We start from the raw sequence: 22,311 nt of genomic DNA, 5'->3' as shown, positions 1-22,311 counted from the left end.
TCCTGCTTTTGTGATGATGGCACAAAGCAGCACTGTGCCGCCTATGCGTTTCTTTCTAGCCTGTTTGGGATAAACAGGGTTCGCCTTCTTCAATATCTGGCCGACGAGGGTAGTATCGCGAATGAGGCGATCATGGTCCGTCCCAGCAATTAGCGGAATCTTGTTGTTCTCAAGTGGGAGCACGTCCAACTCGGTCACATGAGCCGTCATCGCAACCCGACCCTGGTAAGACAGTTCAATATCCAACGGAACTTCACGATCACGGTATTTACGAAAGTTGTTTCGTCGAAGTACGAATGGCCCACCACCTGTAAGAACAGTTATGCGGTTGTTGACGTCAGTACAGTATGCGGGAGTGGCAGGCGTTCGTGTATCAGTTAAACCAATGGCGAAACAATCGAGATCCGTTGATCCAAAGTTCTGTTGAAATCTATTGAAGGCGAAGTTTATTTGTTTGGTCGATGCACTGAGTGGATGAACCAGCGAGTCCAGAACCTGCCTCACAAGGTAGCTCTCACGATTGTGTGTCTTTATTGCAAGTTCGGGGGCGGAAGGCTGCTCCTCTTGAAGCGTCGGTGATTTCGTATGAATACGACTGCCCTCTACGCCCCATGATTCTTCGACTGTCCCCTTCTCGACAGGCTTACCTTCAAGGTCATAGAGTTCGTAGTCGAGCTTGAGGAGAAATGGTTCGGTAGGGCGTAGATCAAGCGTGCTAGCTCGGATCAAATGAAGGTACTGCTGCGAGGAGTTGTCATCATCCGAGAGGTTCTGGGCAAAACAGGCATGCATGAAGAAGGCGATCACCCACAGGGTGATCGCCACCGACCGGAAGTTGCGCTTCCTACTCGTCATAGTGCATAAGACTGAAAACATCGATATCGGGAAACTTCGCTCGTCCCTTGAGGAAGTCCAGCTCGATCGCTACGGTCAAGCCGACGATCTCGCCTCCGAGCTGCTTGACGAGCTGCGTCGTAGCCAGCATCGTGCCACCGGTCGCGAGCAGGTCGTCGACGATAATGACGCGCTGGCCGGGCAGGATCGCGTCCTTGTGGATCTGCAGGGAGTCCGAACCGTACTCGAGATCGTATTTGACGGTCACGGTCTCGGCGGGAAGCTTGCCGGGCTTGCGCACGGGTACGAAGCCCGCGTTCAGGCGGTAAGCCAGAGCGGGACCAAAGATGAAGCCACGCGCCTCAATGCCCAGTACGAGATCGACATGCTTGTCGATGTAGTACTGCGCAAAGGCGTCGATCAGCTGAGCAGAACCAGTCTTGTCCTTGAGCAGCGTTGTAATGTCGTAGAAGAGGATGCCGGGCTTGGGGAAATCAGGGACAGCGCGGATGAGTTCCTTGAGCGGCTCGCAGTTGATGGGTTGAGACATGCAGTATTTACCAGGCTCCTTCAATGTGAAACGCTCCGAGCGAATCAGCTTCGCTCTCGGCCAGTTCGTGTTCGATGATGGCGTCGACGCGACTTCCGCGCGAGCCCTTGCGCAGCTCTACGCGGAGGTCTTCAAGAGACTCCGCGTCACCTGCGGCGACGATTTCAACCTCACCGGTGTCGGTATTGCGCACCCAGCCGCGCAGGCCAATCTCGGCGGCTTCGCGATGGACGAACCAGCGAAAGCCGACGCCCTGCACACGACCGCGGACAAGAAAGTGAACAACCATCGGAGTGTCTAGTCTCGCAGAGGCGGCAAGGCGAAGCAAGAAGAGCGGCAGCCAGACAGCCGGACGCCTCTTGACGAAAGCCCCCAGGCTTGGAAAACTGACATCAGTTATGTCGTCCTCGCACCCAGCCACCGAGATCCTCTCGCAAGGCGCGGCCCTATCGCCGGCGGTGATGACCCACGCGATTATTACCACCTCCTCCGGTGGTACTGGCGTGTAACCCCTCTTTCAGCTCCAAGCCAGAAGCCACCAACGGATCACCGTTGGTGGCTTTTTCTATTTCTGCCACTTCTTCCCGAATCGAGACCCCATGACCTGGAAATTTCACCTACAAGCAAGCGACCAAAGACGACTGCTCTCTCGCATCCTGCAGATTCTCGATACCCAGGGCGTGTCGATTCATTCGTTCTCCGGAGAGACGAACGACGCGCAGATGCATGTCCAATTTGTAGTCTCGGCAGAGGAGGACAAGGCGTATCGAATCGAATCTCTGCTCTATCGCCTGCACGAGGTGCAGGCGGTGTCGAAGATTGAAGGTTCACCAACGACAAAGGCACCCCACCCTCTCGCCCTGGAACCGGAAGAGGATGGAGTGCCAAGCCTGTAGCGCGGTCTTATGCGCGGGACATATAAGCGCCTTCAGCCGTGTCGACGCGGATCTTCTCGCCTTCGTTGATGAACGGCGGCACCTGCACGACGAGGCCGGTCTCCGTCTTGGCAGGCTTGGTGACTGAGCTGGCCGTTGCGGACTTGATGCCGGGCTCAGTCTCCATCACGGTCATCTCGACCGCGGTAGGCAGCTCGATGCCGACCGGCTTGCCGTCGTGAAAGCTGACCGAGATGAGCAGGTTCGGCGTGAGGTAATCAACCGCATCGCCGAGCGTCTCGTGCTTGAGGTTGGTCTGCTCGTAGGTCTGCTGGTCCATGAAGTAGTAGTCGTCGCCGTCGTTGTAGAGGTACTCCATCTTGATCTCGTCGACGATCACGCGCTCGATAGGGTCGGGCGAGCGGAAGCGCTCGACGAACATGCCGCCGGTGCGGACGTTGCGCAGCTTGGCCTGAATGAAAGCTCGCAGATTTCCCGGGGTGCGGTGCTCTACGGAGAAGACGAGGTGAAGCTCATCTTTGAACTTGATGATCATGCCGGGGCGCATCTGGGTGGCGGGAATCGCCATAAAAAACTCCTGAATTACGGTGGATTGGGGGCTTGCATGGATTGCAGCCCAACCTATTGATTGTAGCGTAGAGCGGTTTCACAATAAGTGGGCCCCGGGAAAGGCGATGCACATGGTTTTCCTTGGGGGAAACCACGCAAACCTCGTTACTTTCTGCAAATACTTGTTGTGAAACCGCTCGAGTAGCCCCTCAACTCTTCGGATGGAAGAGCTTATGAAAGAAGCGGCCTACGGCGCCGAAGATCTCGTGCGCGCCCGGCGGAGAGGGCGGAGGCTGGGTGGAAACAGCCGCGGCCTGCACCGGCGGAGCCCAGGGTCCGGGTTCGGAAGAAGTATTCGGCTGGCTCGCGCCGTAGGCGAGGGTGTCGGCCACCTGCACATGCTCCTGGCCCACTGGCGGAGAGTTTGCCGGGGCAGCCTCCGGCGCGAGTCCCTGGCTCACAGCCACAGGAAAGGGGTTCTGTGCGGCCGCCACCGCCGCAGGGCTTCCAGACCCTACCACGGCTGCCTGAGTGACCGGCAGCGCTGCCGGACAGCCGCAGGAGGAGGTCTCGCGGTCAACCACCTGGTGCAGGTCCCCATGCTCGAACAACACATGCTGTCCTGCGGTCAGACTGTAACTGGCACTCGAGAACACATCGGAGATCTGCAACGTGGGCGCCTCAGCACCGGCGTTGTCGACGCACGTATCCCCGTCGAGCGTGACGCGGACCCGGAGATCGAGCTTGCCCTGAGTCGCCAGCGTAAAGCGCAGGTCCGGCGTCAGGATGACGTCCTGCGGCTGCGAGGGCGAACGAATCTCAATAGCGCCGCGGTCCAGCCCGAACGAGAGCGACTCTCCAGCCCCGCTATGCAGCAGATGGAACTGGCTGGTCGCGCAGACCAGGACTTCCCCACCGCGTTCCAGAGCGACCGGGGCCGTACTGCTATAAGCAGTGATCGAGGCGTTGGAGACCAGGCTGGCCTTCTCACCGTGGACCTCAAGTCCACCTGTAACCAGGGCATCGTGGGTCGCAACCGAGCCCATGCTCTGCTGGCCGAACGCAGCACAACTGAGCATGAGAAAACAGAGAACAGAGATAAGAGATGCCGGAACAGCAATAGACGAGAACTGATCTCTGTTTTCTGATCTCTGTTCTCTCATCTCTGCTCTCTCAATCCTATTGCTTCAAAAAGTTGGCGATCAGTTGTTTGCCGTGATCGGTAAGCACGCTCTCGGGGTGAAACTGCACACCTTCGATGGGCAGCGTGCGATGGCGTAGCGCCATGATCGTCGACTCACCAGCAACGCGCGCAGAGACCTCAAGCTCGTCGGGCACGGAGTCCTCTGCCACGATGAGCGAGTGGTAGCGGGTGCAGACCATCGACTGCGGAATCTTACGGAAGATCGTGCGGCCGTCGTGCTCGATCACACTGGTCTTGCCGTGCATGAGCTGCGGCGCGCGAATAACCTCGCCGCCAAATGCCGCGCCAATCGCCTGATGCCCCAGGCAGACACCGAGCACCGGGATCTGCTGCTTCTTCGGGAGCTTCGCGAGGTGCTGGATCAGCGGGATGAGGATACCGGCGTCCTGCGGCGTGCAGGGCCCGGGCGAGAGCAGAATCCGCTCAGGCTTCAGGGCGACAACCTCTTCCGGCGTGAGCTCGTCATTGCGGCGCACGACCACCTCGGCACCCAGCTCGCCCATGTACTGCACCAGGTTGTAGGTAAAGGAGTCGTAGTTGTCGAGGACGAAGACCATAGTCTTTATGGTAGCGCGAACGGTTTGCGCCCGCAGGCAACGAACCTGAGGCCGGCACGCTCTTACTGACTATGTTGTTTCTGAGCGATCCAAAACGGGCAAAACACTTTGCGGCGATGGTTTTGATTGGCGACGGCGTAATGGCGATCGTGAATCCAAGAAACGACGCCAGGGCCTGGAAGAAGGGGCCAAAGCTATGGCATAGCCTGATGGGCGAGCTTTCCGCCCGCCCCGGACTGACGCGAGTGATCGGCGTGGCACAGGTCATAGGCGGCATCTGCTGGGCGCTGCATCAGGATGAAGCGGATTAGGCCGTGTCTGCGTTCTATTTTGCAGCACCCTAGAAGCGTCATCCTGAGCAAAGTAGCTCGCGCACTTTGCGAGCTACGCAGTCGAAGGACCCCGAGGGTCTTCACGCTACCTCTGTGGCTTGTCCCTTTTCAACCTATACGTCTGTGGCGCAGGAGCGGCATGAGCCTTGGTTGAAACAGCTCAAACTGTATCGGCAAGTAGAGTTCTTCGGGGTCCTTCGACTCCGCGTCCCCAAAAACCGGAACGCTCCACTCAGGATGACGAATTTACGGTAATTCCGCAGCGGGTGCTCGCCCCCGGACCCAATAACGCTCAACCACCGCCGACACAACCAACACCGCCAGCAAGGGAACAAGCCACGCCACACGAGCCTGATAGCGGGCATCGATACCGGAGAGCGCGCCCGTAAAGATGGCATTCAGCACAAGCACCGGCAGGACAATAAAGACCAGACCGAGCAAACGCCACACCCTCCAGCGCCACAGCAACGGCATCATGCCGAGCACCACCACAAGCGATATCCCCGCCACCCACTCTGCAAGATCCGAAAAGAAATCCGAAGGCACAGCACTGCGCGATTGCAACGAACGACGGTAGTCCGCCTCAGAGCCCGGCATCACCTTGTTCAGAGAGCCTTCCATCCAAGTGCTGTTGCCGAAGTCGGCAATGTCGATGTCGAGGAATTGTTCCCAGGCATTTTGCAGCGAGGCGCGAAGCTGCGCCCCCGGAAAAGCTCGCACGGTGGCGAGCACCAGAGGCATCTCCTCGCGACGAAGCTGCTGTTTTTCGGCCTCGGTCGCGGAGGCAAAGATGCCTGTCGGCACCCAGAGAAAGTCGTCCTCGGAGTCAGGCAGGTTCGCGACATGCGTACAGATCGTCCAGCCCAGACGCGGGCAGTTCTGTTCCAGATACATGCGGCCAGGCCCATCCGCGATCACGCGAGCCATCAGCAGCGGTGGGCGCCCGGCATCAAGCGAGGGTCTGCCGAAGAGAAACGTATTAAGCCCCAACTGCGAAGCGAAGGCCAGAGCGACGATCACAGCCACCTGTACTATGCCCTTCCAGAGCCGTGTTCGGGCGTGGCGAAACAGAAGCGACACAGCGAGCAGCGCACACAGGCATAGCCCGAGCAGCAGATGCGTGGAGTGAGACAGACAGCACCACCACGCGAGCACAGCCAGCAACCAGCGTTCGGTGCGCGACAGCGTTTCACGGGCAAAGACCAGCAGATAGATCGAAAGATAAAGTACAGATCCGAGGATATCCGGCACAGCGAAGCTGACAAACCACGCGACACTGCTGAGAACGCTTAGAAAGGCAACAACCAGCAGGTAACTGCGGGTGCGCCCTCGCGAAACGATCGAACGCACCACGAGCCACATCACCCAGGCTGTGAGAAGCGCTTGCAGCGCAATGATCGGCCACGGCGATCGGTTCAGATGAAACGGCAGAATGCCAAGACTGTAGAAAGCCGAACGCTGCCAGCCGAAGTGCCCGAAGCGATGCAGGAAGAGAGCGGCAGCAATGGCACGGCCATCGCCGATGTATCCGATGGAATCGGGATACATTAGCGGATAGCGATTGAGAAATGCAGGCCAGCAAAGACTGATGGCAGCGACAACAACCGCAAGAACGTGCTGTGCACGCTGCCTGGGCACAGCTTCGGCAGACATGATCGAGTCATTGGCGTTCATTCATGCCTCAAGCTTGTAGTCTTGCCGCTGAATGCATTCTAGGGCGTGTCATCAAATTCGTGGGAATAGCGTGCAAACACTCTCACTGTAACGCAATATTCATCTTGATAGCTTAGAGAGACATATAGGCGCATATCTGTCCCTATGAATATTCTCGTAATCGAAGACGACAAGCGCATCGCAAAGCTACTCGAACGCGGACTGACCGAAAACGGGCATCAGGTCTTTCTCTCTCATGACGGCAAAGAAGGCGCCGACATGATGCTTGACGGGAAGTATGACGTAGCTTTGCTTGATCTCTACCTGCCCAAAATGGACGGCTTTGAGGTTCTCGAGAAGGTTCGTGGGCGCCGCTGCAAGATGCCGGTTCTGGTATTGACGGCAGTAGATTCAGTTCCTAATATTCTGGAGGCGTTTGATCTGGGTGCTGACGACTACCTGGTCAAGCCCTTCCTGTTGGAAATTCTGCTGGCGCGGGTCTCCGCAATCGCCAGGCGTGCCCTGCCGGCGGTAGAGCCACAGGCCATTCAGGCAGGTGACATCACCCTTGACCGAAGCCGCAGGCTAGCGATACGGCAAGGTAAGCAAATTTATCTGACACGAAAACAGTTTGATCTGCTCGAACTTCTCATGAAACGCAGCGGCCTGGTCACGTCTCGCGAGCAGCTGATCGAAGCGGGCTGGGGCAGCTCCGAAGTCAAAGAGAGTACGCTTGACGTCTATATCCATGGCCTTCGGGCGAAGCTCGAAGATAAGACAGAGGACGATCACATCCTGATCCGGACGATCCACCGGTCGGGCTACATGTTTGTTGAGAACTAGTAGCGTGACCGCGTCACATGGAAGCTGGCTCCCCCGGAAATGGGCCAGGGTCAAACGGCAGCACAAAATTCAACGGTCGAGATACTAGTAACAGACAAATGCGTGATCTTTCTGTGCGTGCCAAACTTACTTTGCTCTATCTCGCGGTTACCTTCGCGGGATTGCTGATATTCGGGATACTCTCCTACGGCGCACTGCGTTTTGCGCTGTTCCAAGGTAAAAAGACGCACCTGATGGGACGCGAGCAGCGGCTGATTCAGTTTCTTGCAGAGAACAGAGTTCAATCCCCGCCCTTACCGATGTCCGAACAACTTCGCAACTACACCATTGTTACCCACGAAGGAAATCTATTTGAAATTCGCAATACCGACGGAAGTCTTCTGTTCCCGCGCGAGGTGAGCGGTCCGGATGCCATCTCGCCAACTTCCGACGATTGCACAGAACCGGTCTTCTTCTTCCAGACGCTGGAGCATCAGCCTGCCATGGTCATGTGCCATCTGACCCTGTTGAATGGCCAGCCCGTGCGCCTTTTGATCGGCGGTTCGCTCGAAGAAGAATTCAACATTCTCCTGCGCTACCGCAACGCCCTCCTGCTCCTTGCTCCGGCACTGCTTAGCGCGGCTGCTATTTGCGGATATTTTCTAAGCCGTCAGGCTCTGAAGACTGTCGACCGCATGACGAAGGCAGCCATCAACATTGGCGTACGCAACCTGTCGGGGCGACTCCCGGTACCCTCGGCAAGGGATGAGATCCAGGAGCTCGCAATCGCATGGAACCAGCTACTGGACAGGGTCCAATCGGCAGTCTCGCGCCTCAGCAAGTTCTCCGAGGACGTGTCGCACGATCTAAGAACTTCGATCACGGTGATTCTGGGTACGGCTCAACTATCGCTCCACAGGCGCCACTCGGAAGAGGAATATCGCGAGGACTTGACCAGGGTCGTGACCGAGTGTCGTACTGCCTCGACGCTGTTGGATGCGCTCCTTTCCCTGGCCCGTAGCGAGACGTTCAGCTATGAGGCTGCCTTTCAGCAGATCAATCTCTGTGATCTTGTGGTGAACGGATGCAGACGAGTGGAGGATCTGACGGAAGCCAAGGGAATCATGCTCGACTGGCACCTTCCGCACGAGCAGATCTTCATTCAAGGCGACGAACTTCTTCTGTTACGGCTGTTCGGAATCCTTCTCGACAATGCCATCAAATACACGCCGGAAGGTGGCGAGATCATCGCCACCCTTTCCCGAACCAATGATCGAGTTGTCCTCACCGTGAGTGACACCGGCATCGGCATGTCCGAGGATGTGCTGAAGCATGTCTTCGAGCGTTACTATCAGGGCGATTTACGGGAACGGCAAACGCAACCAGGCAACGGACTTGGACTCGCAATCGCGCGATGGATTGCCGATGCGCATCGGGCGGAACTTACTGCAGAGAGTGCTCCCATCGCCGGATCCCTCTTTCAAATTCGATTCCCGGTCATGGCAAGCAACCTCCTCGAAGGGTAGAGCAGTTCCCGTAAAAGACTGTGCCCACGATCTTAAAAAAACCTTAATGAATTCCCCCATGAAGGTGCCTCGATCAAGCACTAAATCCTTTGCCTGCACCGTGTAACAAAGGGTTCATCAAATGCAAAGCCGCCGGCAGCTACCGTGATGTTGCAGTTTGTCCGGTATCTGTTTTTTTATGGAGGCTTCTTTGCGGCAATTGATTATAGGCACTTTGTATCGAGTTCTTGTCCTGTGTATGGGCATATCGCTTCTGTCGGCGGCGCCGCGGCAGCTGCGGGCGCAACAGGATGGACCTGCATCGATCACCGGAACTGTTGTTGACTCGCATGGGTTGGTCATCCCCGATGCGACCGTAGTGGCGAAAAATCAGACGACCGGCGCAGCCAACCAGGCAAAAGCCGACAGCGTTGGGCACTTTGTGGTGACGGGCATTCCGGCGGGGCGCTACATGCTCGTCGTAACGGCGAAGGGTTTTGCGGCGACGCAAAAAGACGTGTTCGCCTCAACCCAGCCAGCCGGAATCACAGTCGCTCTGAGTGTCGGCAGCGTCTCCGAGAGCGTCGACGTGGAAGACATCGCCGGCAACTCCATTGCCAGCCAGCATGCACTCTCGCAGGGCTTGCTCGACGCGGTAGAGCCAAAATCAGAGATTAGCGGCGAGTTCATCAGGAATTTCACGCCGGCCACGACCGATTATTCCGAAATCATCAACATTGCTCCAGGAACGATCAGCTACAACTCCAATGGCGTCGGCCTTGGACAAGGGACCATCTATTTTCGCGGGTTCCAGGATGGCGATTTCAACATCACCTGGGACGGCATCCCCTTCAACGACAGCAACAACCCCACCCATCACTCCTGGGCGTTCTTCCCTGGACTGTGGATCGGCAGCGTGGACTTCGACCGCAGCCCCGGCACAGCATCCACCATCGGGCAGGCGACCTATGGCGGATCGATCAATCTTCTCTCTCCCAAAATACCGACGGAGCAGTCCATCCAGCCCCAGGTTTCGTATGGATCGTTCAATACGCTGCTGATCGATGGGCAATACAACACGGGCATGATCGGGCCGCACAAGAACATCGCTGTCTCTCTGGATGTTCATCGCATGACCAGCGATGGGTTCGAAACGTTCAACGATGTCAAACGCAATGGCGGAGAGATCAAGGTACTGTACAACCCGTCGGAAAACACCACCATCACCGGATACAGCGGTGTGATCCGCCTCTTCTCCAACGCACCCAACGTCTCTCCCTATCGCGCCCAGATCAACACGTACGGCTGGAATTACATGATGGAGAACAACGATCCCACCAGCGCGTTCTTCCAGGCCTACAACACCAATACCGTTCCGACGGACTTCGAGTATGTCGCCGTTCATTCCTTGTTGAAGCACGGCTGGCTTGTGAATGTGACGCCTTACACCTACAGCTATAACAACGCGCAATATTATGCCAACGACCCCGGGGGCGATACAACAGGACTTGCTACCGGCGCCAACGGCTCAAGCGGATGGATCACTGAAGCCAGATGCTCCATAGCCGTGAATGACGCGAATGGCAAGGTTCCGCCTTGCGCGGTCGACAAGGTAAATAGCTATCGCAAGTACGGCGAGACTTCGACGATCAGCCAGACTTCGAAGTACGGCGTCTTCCGCACCGGCCTGTGGTATGAGTGGGCAACGAGCAATCGCTACCAGATCCCTTCGGACCCGATCACCCACACCGACGACGCCACGCCCAACTTCCACGAGAATTACTGGACCAACTCCTATAACCCGTACGTCGAGTATGAATGGCATGCGACGAAGAAGCTCACAATCACTGCTGGCGATAAGTATGCCTACTACACGCTGGATTTCAAGCAGTATGCGGACAACGGCAAGGTGGTAGGCACCCTCCCTGGCAACGCGCCCTTCATCACGTCTTCCGGCGGTTTCGGCTCCAACTTGCCTTCAGCCTCGGCAAACTACCGGCTGACAAGTTATTGGTCGGCCTATGGCCAGTTCAGCAAGGGCGACGAAATTCCTCCGACCAGTGTCTTCGACGTCGCGGGCGGCGGCCAGGAGGTCAGCCAACTGCCCAAGCCTCAGCTGACTTCCGCCTATCAGGGCGGCACGGTCGTCAAGCTGAGCCGCTTAACTTTTGACGCCGATTACTACGTTGTAAAGTTCCAGAATAGCTACATCCCGTTCGCAGTCGCCAATCCGAGTAACCCGGCCTATGACCTTAACGAGTATTATCTTGGTCCGGACTCGCTCACTCAGGGATTTGAAGCGGAGGCCAATGCCTCGCTCCCTCACGGCTTCAACCTCTATGCCAATGGAACTGTAGGGAAGGCAACCTATAGGGGAACCGGCGTCCCCTCTGGTCTCAACGTGACCGACACTCCTTCGTACACCCAGGCATTGGGCTTAACCTACCAGAGCCGCGGTATGGATCTGGGCATCATCGAGAAGCGCGTTGGCGACTACTACGATGACAACGGTTCGTATCACAATCAGGTGTATGTTGCGCCGTATAACAACGTCAATCTCTTCCTGAACTACACCTTCCGCAAACAAGACTCTATCTTCGACCAGTCGAAGATCAGCTTCAGCATCAACAACCTGTTCAACAGCGAAAACATCACCGATGTCTTCCCTTCTAACAGTCCAACGCCTGTGGGCACGTCGGCATACTACGCGACGACTGCCCCGTCACCGCTGGACCAGATCAACCTGACAGCGGGGCGGAGTTTTATGGTCACCTTCAAGATGGGAATTTTCCCAAACCACCACAAATAGTCGCCCCCATCCAGGCCGTGCCGGTTCTTTCACCGGTACGCCTCTTGAGCAAAATGACGGTTCCTTAGGGTGTGTACTCCAATAGCAATTGGAGTACACACCCTAAGGTTTATGCACCTCTCGCTCGTTCAATAGCCCGTACGACAGCCTTGGCTTTATTCCCACACTCCTCGTGCTCTTTCTGCGGAACGGAATCGGCAACAATACCCGCGCCTGCTTGGATGTAGCCCTTTTCGCCATCCATAAAGAGCGTGCGGATGGCGATGCAGGAGTCGAGGTTGCCGCTGAAGTCGGCGTAAAAGATAGCCCCTCCATAGACGCCGCGGCGTGCCGGTTCCAGCTCTTCGATGATCTCCATCGCGCGAATCTTCGGTGCGCCACTCAGCGTGCCTGCGGGGAAGCACGCACGGAAGGCATCGATCGGCGCTAGACCGGCGCGGAGCTTGCCCTCCAGCGAACTCACCAGATGCATGATGTGCGAGTAGCGCTCCACGAACATCAGGTCTTTGACCTTGACGGAGCCGAACTCGGAGACGCGCCCCACATCGTTGCGGCCAAGGTCGACGAGCATAATGTGCTCGGAGACCTCCTTCGCATCGGCGCGGAGGTCTGCTTCGAGAGCGCGATCCTGGATTTCATCAGCGCCGCGTGGGCGCGAACCGGCGATAGGACGGTACTCCACGTTGCCATTGTGAACACGCACCAGAAGCTCCGGAGACGAGCCCACGATATGAGCCTCACGCGTCTTGCTCTTCTTCCCTTCCCCGTCCAGGCCAAAGCGCAGGAAGTACATGTAGGGCGACGGGTTGACGATGCGCAGCGAACGATAGATCTCAAAAGGATCGACGCCAGGCACACAATCGAATCGCTGCGAGAGCACGCACTGGAAGATGTCGCCCGCCGTGATGTACTCCTTCGTCGTCTCGACAGCGCGCAGGAAGTCGGCAACCTTCGTTCGCGGCTTTAGCTTGAGAGAGCCCTTCACATGAGCGGCCTGAGGCTTCACAATCGCAGCGTTCAACATGCGTTCCAGCCGGTCGAGCCGCTTGTTCGCATCAGCATAGGCGGCGGTGTTGAGCTTTGAGCGTGCCCCTGCCGTCACGATGAGATGAATCGCCTTCTTCACATGGTCGAAGGCGAGCACCTCGTCGAAGAACATCAGGTACGCATCGGGAACATGGAGCTCATCCGCCGCAAGCTCAGGGAGCTGCTCGATACGGCGCACCACATCGTAGGCGAAGAAGCCGACAGCGCCCGATGTAAAGGGGGGCAGGCCAGGCAGCTTCGCAGGCGTCTCGCCTTCGAGCGCTGTCTTCAACTCGCTGAAGATGTCGGCGTCATAGGTGCGGCGCTTGCGGCCTTCGATTACGGTGATCTGGCCATCGCGCGCGGTCATCTTCTTGTATGGCCGAATGCCGATGAAGGTATACCGGCCCACATGCTCGCCGCCTTCAACAGACTCCAGCAGAAAGGCTTCAGGCTCTTTCGCGGCAACGCGCAGAAAGGCTGAAACCGGTGTCTCGAGATCGGCAGCGACTGTGCGGGTAACAGGAACAAGCGAGTGCGCACGGGCGAGCCGTTGAAACTCGCGGAGAGTCGGGGTTGTGAGAGTGCGCGTGGCCATCTCTTTATGATAACGAGGATGCCCGTGGCGTTGCGCGACCAGTGCAGCGATTTCCTCATCGCTCCAAACACGATCTGATGTTCACTGTCTTGCGGGACTCTTGACGGCGGGAAGTATAAATTGAGGCACCAATTCCAGCTCCCAGCGGTACCACTTGCCGAACTCTCCGTAACTTCCCCCATTGATCCCAATCACAAGATCGAGATCAGGTACGACAATGACAAACTGGCCACCGTTTCCTCCCGCACCGAAAACCCGATAAGTCTTCTCCCCGCTCTTCAAAAAATTGATGTGCCAGCCGTACCCGTACTGATGCTCCTGCCCAAGGCTATAGGCGGGATCGAATCGCGCATGGGTCGCGGTCGATTCCTCAACCCACGACTTGCTCAGGATGCGCTTGCCATTCCAAACCCCGCCGCCGAGAAACAGTTGACCCAGCTTCAGCTCATCCCGAGGCCTAAGGTAGGCTCCCCCTCCCATGTAAGCTTGTCCGTCGGGCATCAGATTCAGGTAATAACGGCCAAATTGGAGCGGTCGAGCTAATTGCGCCTCGAAGAAGTCAGGGAGCCAGGTTCCGGTTGCACTAGCCACCGCTCCACCTACCAGATTCAGATCACCCGAACAGTACACCGCATCTTTTCCTCCCGGTTCCTTGAGCATGGGCAGGTCGAGAGTGTACTTGTACCAATCCTGTCGTTTCGGATCGCTTTGCATCATGTCTTCATTGCCGGGCGAGTTGTCGTCGTTGTCGTCGCAGGCATTCCCAGCCGTCATGGTCATGATGTCCCGCAGGGAGACAGCCCGCTTCTTCGCATCCCAGCTCTCGAAGGACTTGTACTGCGAGAACAGAGGGTAGACAGGTGTCTCCGGAGCCAGTTTTGCCCCGTGCTCTTTCGCCAGCCCCACCAGCACAGGGGCAAATGTCTTACTCGCCGACCGCATGTCATGCACCCGTTGCTCATTGAACCCGTAAAAATATTCTTCGAGAACGAGATGACCGTGGCGCGCAATCAACAGGCTTTGAATATCGGTTGGATTGGTGATTGGATCAGCCCTGAGAATCTTATCAATCAATGCTGCGATAGGCGCCTCGTCCAGTCCTTCGTCCGCTAGCGAGGCGGTGGCCCAGCCATCGTTGTCGGCCAGCGGTTTGCGATACCCGTATTCGGTCCCGTCCGAAGGAATTCTGGGATAGAAGCCGACCGCATCCTTGTCTTTCCGGCGAGAAAACTGAAACGGCGGCAAAGAGTCGTCGACCAACTGGAGCGAAAGCACGTCCGCCTTATCGTCGAAGGATCCCTCGATCTTCCAGCCGTTTGCGTCCAGGTGAATCCTGGCCCCATCCCGCGTCACGTTGAAGACGCGTCCCCGAAAGAAATTCCTCTCCGGATTGCTTAGAAATGCCTGCAGCTTGCCGGTAGAAGACGTCGAAAAGAGTGCGTACACCGAAATACGCTGTTCGAGAGGAACAACGGTGCCTCGCCAAACCGACGGTGCAATCGAATGAAGCTCGATCGGACTCGCATACTCATTCAGAAGCTCACCCTTTGGCTGAATCCACTGACCGCGAATCACATTGGCAGCTGCGTCCAAATGTCCACGGAACATTCCGGAATCTCCAGGGAGCTTGAACCTTAAGTCACCACCATTGGGTTGCACAGCCACCTGATAGCCGCCGAGCAGCGCCCGCCAGGCTCCTCCGCGACCATCCAGCGTAAGCTCCCCTTGCACGGGCATGCCAAAACGTACTTCGGTTCCCCACAAACCCGATAGCGGATCTGCGTGAGCGTTTTGAGCCTGCGCCTCCACGCTGCTGGCCGCAACCGTTATCAGCACAAAGAGGCAACCGTACAGAGCGCCGTGTACACGAAGAGAGAACAGCTTCATTGCGAGATCACCTTCCCCCCATCCAATCTCACACACCTTGCCGATCCGCTTCTTGTATCACAGGATGCAGCTGCCGATTTGAGTGCCAAATCTTGTGCACATTTGAGCGGGGTTGCGCAAGCCCTAAATCGTTGATCTCAGGGAACTAAAGAAACACTCCCACCCCTTGCTAGAGAGCTAAATAGAGGCCTATGATCCAATGTTTGGCCACGGATCGGTCTGGCCAAGAGACCAGTTAGGTCTATGCTGTCCTTGAAGCGTACAAGACGGATTCAAGGAGCGAGCGCGATGGCCGAGGAATCACTAGTACCGGTAACCGAGAGGAAGAGAAACACAATGCAAACGCTCACGCTGGCGCAGGAAACAAATCCATGGGAGGCGCAGGCCGCGCGCTTCGATGAGGCCGCCAAACGACTCAAGCTCGACGAAGGAATCTGGAAGGTGCTGCGCTATCCGTCGCGCGAGATCATCGTGCACATCCCGGTGAACATGGACGACGGCAGGATTGAAGTCTTTACGGGCTATCGCGTACAGCACTCCGTAGCACGCGGGCCCGCCAAGGGCGGCATCCGCTACTCGCCGGATGTATCCCTGGACGAAGTTCGTGCGCTCGCCAGCTGGATGACCTGGAAGTGCGCCGTGGTGAACATTCCCTTCGGCGGCGCGAAGGGCGGCGTGATCTGCGACCCCAAGAACATGAGCCAGGGAGAGCTCGAGCGCATGACCCGCCGCTACACCGCCTCGCTGATCGAGTTCATCGGGCCGGAGAAGGATGTTCCAGCGCCGGACATGAATACCAACGAGCAGACGATGGCCTGGATCATGGATACCTACTCCATGCACATGGGCCAGACCGTAACCAGCGTGGTGACGGGCAAGCCCGTAAACATCGGCGGCTCACGCGGTCGTCGTGAGGCTACCGGCCGCGGCGTCAGCATCGTCTGCGATCAGGCCCTGAAGCACCTGAACATGACCCCCGAGAGCACCACCGTCATCGTGCAGGGCTTCGGCAACGTCGGTTCGAACTCCGCCAAGCTGCTCTGGGAAAAGGGCTACAAGGTCATCGGCATCGGCGAGTACGACGGCGCGCTCTTCAACCCCAACGGCATCGACATCAGCGAGCTACTGGAGTACCGCGCCAAGAACGGCGTCATCCACGGCTTCCCCGGGGCCGACGCCGCCGACAAGGACGACCTGCTCACGCGCAAATGCGATGTATTGATTCCCGCCGCCACCGAAAACGTCATCACCAGCAAGAATGCCGACCGGATCAAGGCCCGCATCCTGTGCGAGGGCGCAAACGGGCCGACGACGACCGTCGCCGACGAGATCCTCGCCAGCAAGGGAGTCTTCGTCATCCCCGACATCCTCGCCAACGCCGGCGGGGTAACGACCAGCTACTTCGAGTGGGTGCAGGACCGCATGGGCTACTTCTGGACCGAAGATGAGGTCAACCAGCGGCTTGAGCGCATCATGATCGACAGCTTCGACGACGTGCTGCACTACTCCATAGCCCACGGCGTCAACAACCGCATCGCGGCCTACATGCTGGCGATCGACCGCGTAGCCTACACCACCAAGCAGCGCGGCATCTACGCATAAAGGCAAGAGGGTAGAGTATAGAGTGTAGAGGATAGGGGAAGAAGCACCCTTTCTCTATTTTTTACACTCTATCCTCATACTGTCTTGCGTTTAATGAACCTGCCCAACTCCATCACGCTGACCCGCATCGCGAGCGTTCCGCTGCTGATCTGGGCGTTGTCAGCGTCGTTCCCTGTGCATGGACCTTACGGCGAGCAGGAGCTCTTTGCCTCGGGACTGTTCATCCTGGCCGCGATCACAGATGGCCTCGATGGCTACCTGGCGCGCAAACGAGGCCAGATCACCACGCTGGGCATACTGCTCGACCCTCTGGCCGACAAATTGATGGTCTCCGCCGCCTATATTGTGCTGGTGGCCTACAACCCGCGGATCGTTCCACCCTGGATCGCCGTGCTGGTCATCGGGCGCGAGTTCCTGGTGAGCGGCCTGCGGTCCATCGCATCTTCCGAGGGCTTCACCATCGAGGCCAGCGAGCTGGGCAAACTGAAGACCGTCATTCAGATCGTCTCGGTCGTAGCAGCGATCCTCAATCATCGCTGGGACTACTGGGACTTCTGGGGCTTCCCCGTCGGCGTCCATCTGATCGCCGTAACCGCGATCTACTGGATGACGATCGTCTCGATCATCTCGGCAGTGGACTACTTCGTAGGCTTCTGGAAGAAGATCGACAAGGTCTCCTCCGGCAAACGCCGCAGACGCAGCTCCATTCTGAGCCGCAAAAAACGCGAGGTTACACCGACAGTTCTGGCAGATAAAAGATCTAGCTAGGCGTCAGTTCACTACTGTCAGAAGCCGCGTACGCCGACACAGGAGAAGTAGCCAATGATGATGACGATGTTTAGCAAACATGCCACACGTGTATGTGCTGTGGCCCTGTATAGCGCAGTCCTGGCGACGGTGCCAATGCTGGCACAGAGCAGTGGTCGCGCGAACTTCATGTCTCCGGAACAGCAGCAGACACAATTGAACGCGCTGACGACTGCGGTCGGGCTGACACCTGTCCAGGTAACACAGGTCCAGGCGATCAACGCCCACGCGATGAGCCAGACACTGGACCTTCGCAACTCTGGGGACGATCCGGCAACCACCGCATCCAAAATAAAATCAGTTCAGAGAATGCAACGGGCAAACATTCGAGCCCTGCTTACTGACGAACAAAAAACAAAATATGATGCGTACCTTGCGACGCAGCACGGCGCCTCGGGCGGATGAGAAGAACACCCATCGGGACTAACCCGTTTTGCCTACACAGGGCGCGTTGGTATTCGGCTAGAGCAGTTCTCGTAATGGTGTAGAGCGAGTCAAGGGTATCTACGTCGTTTTCCCCAAGAAAAACGACACTCGCAGGGTTCTTCCGCTTCACAGCATTACGAGAACTGCTCTAAACGCTAGTTTTCCGTCGAGGTCAGGTTCAGGTGCTCAATTGTGAGGGTCTGGACAGGGACCTGAGCAGGCTTAAGCTCCAGGCCTACCTGCTCCTTCACCGCCGTAAAGATCGAAGGCAGCGTGGATTCAGCGTCGCCAGCCGATGCGAACTGGACTTTTATGGTGTATTTGCCTTGTAATCCTGTTTGATCCTGCACCGGCCGCCCGACCGGCGAAGCCAGCATACCCGCCAATGCGCCCATGTCTATGTTCGTCCCGCTTATCTCATGCTGCGTGATATACGCTGAGCCACGCTCGCCCGGTGTACTCCCCGGCGTCACCTTGGCCCCACCTTTCGCACTCACCAGCGCATACCCTGAGACCTGCTTGGTACCTGTATGCGTCTTCAAACAGAACCGCTGCTCTAGCATCTGCTGCATTCTTGGCTTTAGCGCCTCGTAGGTCAGAGGTATTCCGCCCGCCGACTCCACCTGCACATCGAATACCGCATCGTCCAATCCACGAGGAGCGTTGATAAAGTTTACCGGCCGGATGTCGAAGCTGAAGCTCAGCAGGAAGCTCAACGACACGCCGCGCATGGTGAAGTGCGGCGACCCATACTGCCCGATGCTGGTCGCGCCGCGGTTCTTCTCCGCCACAGGAGTGATGGCGGCCACGTCAAATGAAGGCAACTGTGGATCGGCGGTGCAAGCCGTCGTCGCCGGGGTGGCAACCGCGCTCTGCGCCCGGCACTGCCCCGTCCATGCCAGTGCAACCAGCACACAGACACTTGCTAGAACCTTACCCGTTCGCCCTCGCATCGAACCTCCAGTTCACATCCATGCGCATCTTCGCAAGTCTAGCGAAACGCGCTCCCGTTGGGATCTCTCCATCTACTATTCGCTCGTTTCAAGCACCGCACGTGTCTCTTTGATACGACCTGGCAACGCTATTGTCGAAACAGTGAGGCTCGTTCCGGCGGCATGGCAGAGCAAAGACTCTCCACCGATAAACACGAGGTCCACGCAGACGAAAATCAACTTTTTGCCGTGCAAGGTGACGGGAATAGTCTGAGTTGGGCTATTTGGACGATTGCTGGTCACAGCTATTAACTGTGCCTGCCACCGATCTGCTGACGCCGAATCGAATACCTTAGGATTCGATTCCACCGTTACTGAGGCGGCTCCTGATAGCAGGCGTGGATATTCGATGATATCGATCTGCTTTCCACCCTTGCTGACCTCCGGCTCATAGAGGAGTGGTACACGAAAAGAGTGACCTTCTAGTGCAACAGTATGTCCGTTTCGCATGTGCCACAGTATGGCGGTGACTAATGGCCACTCAGCCATGCTTACAGCAGCGATTACCACCAACAATATGATGCTGCCGACCACAATCCCGAAAAGCTTAACCAGGCGAAAAGGATTGACCTCAAATTGCTTTTTGTTCATTGCGTACAGCTCTCCACGTCAGTTCGCGGAAGGCTTGTCGAGATGATCGATCACCATCACGTCAACCTTTGCCTTGGTCGCTTCCATCTTCAATCCCAACTGCTCCTGCAACGCGGTATACAGGCTGGGCAACGGATCGTCGGGGTTCGGTGCAGGGATATGCGCGCCGAACGAGGCAAACTGAGATTGGTCAGGCGTCCAGTTCAGGTTGAAGTCATACCGCTCGGTCAATCCAGTCTGGTCCACCACCGGCTTGTCCATCACCGCCTCCTGCATGCCGTGACAGAAGTCCTTCATGGTGGAATTGGTCACCCTTAGTTTGCCCAGGCCGCCGAAGAGAAAATTTCCTGGCGCGTTCGGCTGGTCAGCGGTCAGCGTAAGCTTCGGTCCGCCCTTCGCGACGGTCAGCGCATAGGCCGTCATTTCGCGCTGCTCGGTATGGAACTTCAATCCAAACCGCTCCACCAGAGCATCCTGAATCAGTAACCGCATCTGCTGAATATTTGGCTGGCCTTCTACGTCCGGCACGCCATCGACGTCGTACTTTTCGTCCATCCAGGAGGGCGCGTTCAAAACCTCTTTTGTCTGGAGCGAATAAGCGAACGTAATGAGGTCGTTGACGGTTGTATTGATCGTCATTACCTGCCGCCCGCGAATCGTAAACAGCTTCCCAGGCTTGTTCGGATCGCTCGGCTTCACGGTCACCACATCAAACTTCGGCTTCGCGTCCGCCGGCATGGACTTCGGCGGCTCGGGAATTGCCCATGTGTTTTCCGGCGTGACGTGGGTAAAGTTGAGCACATGCGTCGCGCCGCCTTGCGTCGCGTTACCCGTGATCGAAGTCCGATCAGACTTCAGTATTCCGGAGTAGGTCACATCCAGCGGCTTAATGGTGAAACTGAAGTTCAGCTTATCCACCGTTATTGAGGTGACGTTGATGGAATTGCTACCCTGGTCGATGCTGTACATCACAGCCTTCCACCCACCGCTGTCCGCCTTGGAGATCTTGAGGAGAGTCCGCAGGCCCTGTCCGGCCTGCAGCGTACCCTGCCAGTTTCCTGAGATGTCCGGCCCCTGTGCATGAAGCACCCCAATTGCGAACAGCAGGACTGCGGCAAATCGAAGCGCAATTACTTTCATGCTGAAACCTCTCCTTTAGACCCTGGTTTGCCCAAGCTATACCGCGCTTCAGTAGTGTGGCAAGCTCAACACTGCAATTCGGCAGGGCAATCGCATTTGAAATCCTCGACTGGGTGAGACCTAAAGTCGTAACCGCAAGAAGATGGAGAAATAGAGGTGGGAACGAGCCTCCATCTAAGCCCCGCAGGGGCGGTACCATCACAGCCCAGGGTGAGGACGCAGAGCGCGCCACAAACGTTCGCATCGCTCTTTGCGTCAAGGGTGAAACCCTGGGCTACATGCCAACAGGATGCAGAGCCCCTTAAGGGGCGATCTATCGTGGCAATGCAGCACGGAACTTCGACAGCCACTAATTCTCCGAAGGCCGCTCCACGTGGTCGACGATGAGGAAGTTGATCGGAGCGTGGGAGGGCTTGAGTTCCAGGCCTAGCTGAATCTTGAGGGCCTCGTGGAAGTTGGCGGTGTTGTCAGCGACGGCGGCGTCTTTCCCGGTGGGGTCATGCATCCAGGTCAGGGTAAAGTCGTAGAGTCCTGAGAGGCCGGTCTCATCGATGACGGGGCGAGGGATCACGGCGAGTCCCGTCATAGTCGGGACAGAGGTGGCAAAGAGGGAGAGGGGAAAAGCGCGGCCACCATAGTGCTGGCCGGGGGCGGAGGACGGAACGTGCGCGATGACGCCGCACACTGGTGGAAGATCGCCCACGGAAGAGGGAGTAGCTGCGGGGCGCGGCGCGGGGGCGGAGGACTGGTCGGGCATGGGAACAGCGCAGGCGTCGGATGGGGGGTGGGGCTTGAGATTGGGGCCGGTGACGCCGGGTTTGGCGAGGACCAGGGCAAAGACTGGAGCGTCAGCGGAGACGTAGTGGATAACCAGATGGAAGCGATCGGCGAGCAGGGCCTGCATCATGAGACGCATCTGGTTGATTGAAGTATCGGCCGGAGCACGCGCTGAAATGTCGAAGGACTCAGGCGCGGCGTCGAAGGATCCGGTGACCCAAAAAGGCGCGCCGGATTTGGGGGCGCCGGAGAAGAAGTTGAAGCGGAGAGCGATCTCCTGCGTGCCGGAAAGCTTGTAGGCGAACGAGATGTAACGCCAGAGAGCCTGGTGGGTCGCGATGAACAAGCCGCCGGCGGCGCTGCGGTCGTCGTCGGGGTTGATAGAAGCGTAAACGTTGCCGGCGTCGAGGGGGACGTTGCTGTGCTGCGGAGCGCCGGACTTGCTGGGCCGTACTGAAGCGACGTCGAAGGAGAGTGGGGCAGGGTTGGGTGCGCTCTGGGCGAAGGCGGAGGTGGAGACGAGGATGCAGACGATGGCGAGGGTTCGGCGCATGGAAGGTGGCTCCGAGGAGAAGGATAGAGCATTTCGGCTTAGCCGCTTACAGGGGCGGAAGCCGTTTGCGTGGTTTTCCCCCAGAAAAACCACATTTCTAATCTTTCGGTGTAACGAGTAAAGCCGAAATGCTCTAGGCGGTATCCACATATAGACTTTGCAAGTTTTGTAGAAGCTGATGCAGTTGAAATGTGGCGAGTC

At 57.4% G+C, this 22,311-nt stretch carries 21 protein-coding genes; 8 read left to right on the top strand and 13 right to left on the bottom strand.

Annotated features, from left to right (window positions below; translation table 11 throughout):
• The 3 genes from GSQ91_RS13890 to GSQ91_RS13880 form a co-directional block, all read right to left on the bottom strand.
• Positions 1 to 825 (bottom strand): hypothetical protein (locus GSQ91_RS13890; RefSeq protein ID WP_158822365.1); only part of this gene is annotated, 825 nt, incomplete at its 3' end.
• Positions 826 to 844: 19 nt separating this feature from the next.
• Positions 845 to 1,384, bottom strand: coding sequence for an adenine phosphoribosyltransferase (locus GSQ91_RS13885; protein WP_158822364.1), 540 nt, complete (start codon positions 1,382 to 1,384; stop codon positions 845 to 847).
• 7 nt (positions 1,385 to 1,391) lie between these two features.
• Positions 1,392 to 1,673 carry an acylphosphatase gene (locus tag GSQ91_RS13880; RefSeq protein WP_158822363.1) on the bottom strand — a complete coding sequence of 94 codons (282 nt, stop codon included), beginning with the start codon at positions 1,671 to 1,673 and terminating at the stop codon, positions 1,392 to 1,394.
• Between the two features lie 310 nt (positions 1,674 to 1,983).
• Here GSQ91_RS13880 and GSQ91_RS13875 point away from each other — a divergent pair, with 310 nt between their 5' ends.
• A complete protein-coding gene (locus GSQ91_RS13875; protein WP_158822362.1) occupies positions 1,984 to 2,280 on the top strand; it encodes a hypothetical protein in 297 nt (98 codons plus the stop codon).
• 7 nt (positions 2,281 to 2,287) lie between these two features.
• Here the strand turns inward: GSQ91_RS13875 and efp are convergent, their stop codons facing one another.
• The 3 genes from efp to GSQ91_RS13860 form a co-directional block, all read right to left on the bottom strand.
• Positions 2,288 to 2,848 (bottom strand): elongation factor P, encoded by a 561-nt coding sequence (gene efp, locus GSQ91_RS13870; RefSeq protein ID WP_158822361.1) that lies wholly within the window; start codon positions 2,846 to 2,848, stop codon positions 2,288 to 2,290.
• Positions 2,849 to 3,038: 190 nt separating this feature from the next.
• Positions 3,039 to 3,992, bottom strand: a complete 954-nt coding sequence (locus tag GSQ91_RS13865) for a nuclease (RefSeq protein ID WP_158822360.1) — start codon at positions 3,990 to 3,992, stop codon at positions 3,039 to 3,041.
• A gap of 16 nt (positions 3,993 to 4,008) precedes the next feature.
• A complete protein-coding gene (locus tag GSQ91_RS13860) occupies positions 4,009 to 4,590 on the bottom strand; it encodes an aminodeoxychorismate/anthranilate synthase component II (protein WP_158822359.1) in 582 nt (193 codons plus the stop codon).
• A 71-nt stretch (positions 4,591 to 4,661) separates the two neighbouring features.
• On the opposite strand from GSQ91_RS13860, the gene GSQ91_RS13855 reads away from it, so the two are divergent.
• Positions 4,662 to 4,901 carry a hypothetical protein gene (locus tag GSQ91_RS13855; RefSeq protein WP_158822358.1) on the top strand — a complete coding sequence of 80 codons (240 nt, stop codon included), beginning with the start codon at positions 4,662 to 4,664 and terminating at the stop codon, positions 4,899 to 4,901.
• A 267-nt stretch (positions 4,902 to 5,168) separates the two neighbouring features.
• Here GSQ91_RS13855 and GSQ91_RS13850 read toward each other — a convergent pair whose 3' ends face one another.
• Positions 5,169 to 6,596 carry a hypothetical protein gene (locus tag GSQ91_RS13850; RefSeq protein WP_158822357.1) on the bottom strand — a complete coding sequence of 476 codons (1,428 nt, stop codon included), beginning with the start codon at positions 6,594 to 6,596 and terminating at the stop codon, positions 5,169 to 5,171.
• Positions 6,597 to 6,740: 144 nt separating this feature from the next.
• On the opposite strand from GSQ91_RS13850, the gene GSQ91_RS13845 reads away from it, so the two are divergent.
• The 3 genes from GSQ91_RS13845 (at position 6,741) to GSQ91_RS13835 (ending at position 11,711) form a co-directional block, all read left to right on the top strand.
• A complete protein-coding gene (locus tag GSQ91_RS13845) occupies positions 6,741 to 7,418 on the top strand; it encodes a response regulator transcription factor (RefSeq protein WP_158822356.1) in 678 nt (225 codons plus the stop codon).
• 98 nt (positions 7,419 to 7,516) lie between these two features.
• Positions 7,517 to 8,923: a HAMP domain-containing sensor histidine kinase gene (locus GSQ91_RS13840; RefSeq protein WP_158822355.1), complete on the top strand. Its 1,407-nt coding sequence runs from the start codon at positions 7,517 to 7,519 to the stop codon at positions 8,921 to 8,923.
• A 238-nt stretch (positions 8,924 to 9,161) separates the two neighbouring features.
• On the top strand, positions 9,162 to 11,711 hold the full coding sequence (locus tag GSQ91_RS13835) for a TonB-dependent receptor (RefSeq protein WP_254064585.1): 2,550 nt from the start codon (positions 9,162 to 9,164) through the stop codon (positions 11,709 to 11,711).
• 109 nt (positions 11,712 to 11,820) lie between these two features.
• On the opposite strand, the gene trpE is transcribed toward GSQ91_RS13835, so the two are convergent.
• A complete protein-coding gene (trpE, locus tag GSQ91_RS13830) occupies positions 11,821 to 13,335 on the bottom strand; it encodes an anthranilate synthase component I (protein WP_158822353.1) in 1,515 nt (504 codons plus the stop codon).
• 81 nt (positions 13,336 to 13,416) lie between these two features.
• The gene (locus GSQ91_RS13825) at positions 13,417 to 15,222 is read right to left on the bottom strand and encodes a serine hydrolase (protein ID WP_158822352.1); all 1,806 of its coding nucleotides are present in this window, start codon (positions 15,220 to 15,222) and stop codon (positions 13,417 to 13,419) included.
• Between the two features lie 288 nt (positions 15,223 to 15,510).
• On the opposite strand from GSQ91_RS13825, the gene GSQ91_RS13820 reads away from it, so the two are divergent.
• The 3 genes from GSQ91_RS13820 to GSQ91_RS13810 all read left to right on the top strand — a co-directional run bounded on the left by GSQ91_RS13820 (position 15,511) and on the right by GSQ91_RS13810 (position 18,036).
• On the top strand, positions 15,511 to 16,824 hold the full coding sequence (locus GSQ91_RS13820; protein ID WP_158822351.1) for a Glu/Leu/Phe/Val dehydrogenase: 1,314 nt from the start codon (positions 15,511 to 15,513) through the stop codon (positions 16,822 to 16,824).
• A 93-nt stretch (positions 16,825 to 16,917) separates the two neighbouring features.
• Positions 16,918 to 17,592, top strand: coding sequence for a CDP-diacylglycerol--glycerol-3-phosphate 3-phosphatidyltransferase (pgsA, locus tag GSQ91_RS13815; protein ID WP_158822350.1), 675 nt, complete (start codon positions 16,918 to 16,920; stop codon positions 17,590 to 17,592).
• A gap of 54 nt (positions 17,593 to 17,646) precedes the next feature.
• Entirely contained in the window at positions 17,647 to 18,036 is a 390-nt protein-coding gene (locus GSQ91_RS13810) for a hypothetical protein (RefSeq protein WP_158822349.1), read from the top strand.
• Positions 18,037 to 18,212: 176 nt separating this feature from the next.
• Here the strand turns inward: GSQ91_RS13810 and GSQ91_RS13805 are convergent, their stop codons facing one another.
• The 4 genes from GSQ91_RS13805 to GSQ91_RS13790 form a co-directional block, all read right to left on the bottom strand.
• Complete coding sequence (locus GSQ91_RS13805) at positions 18,213 to 19,010, bottom strand: TIGR03435 family protein (RefSeq protein ID WP_158822348.1); 798 nt, start codon at positions 19,008 to 19,010, stop codon at positions 18,213 to 18,215.
• A 75-nt stretch (positions 19,011 to 19,085) separates the two neighbouring features.
• Positions 19,086 to 19,640: a hypothetical protein gene (locus tag GSQ91_RS13800; protein ID WP_158822347.1), complete on the bottom strand. Its 555-nt coding sequence runs from the start codon at positions 19,638 to 19,640 to the stop codon at positions 19,086 to 19,088.
• A gap of 18 nt (positions 19,641 to 19,658) precedes the next feature.
• Positions 19,659 to 20,780 (bottom strand): TIGR03435 family protein, encoded by a 1,122-nt coding sequence (locus GSQ91_RS13795; RefSeq protein WP_158822346.1) that lies wholly within the window; start codon positions 20,778 to 20,780, stop codon positions 19,659 to 19,661.
• A 349-nt stretch (positions 20,781 to 21,129) separates the two neighbouring features.
• Positions 21,130 to 22,110, bottom strand: a complete 981-nt coding sequence (locus GSQ91_RS13790) for a TIGR03435 family protein (protein WP_158822345.1) — start codon at positions 22,108 to 22,110, stop codon at positions 21,130 to 21,132.
• Between the last annotated feature and the right edge of the window lie 201 nt (positions 22,111 to 22,311).

The sequence above is a fragment of the Granulicella sp. S156 genome (genome assembly GCF_009766105.1).
In the GTDB taxonomy this organism is placed as follows: domain Bacteria; phylum Acidobacteriota; class Terriglobia; order Terriglobales; family Acidobacteriaceae; genus Granulicella.
This window is presented reverse-complemented; position numbering and strand designations above follow the sequence as displayed.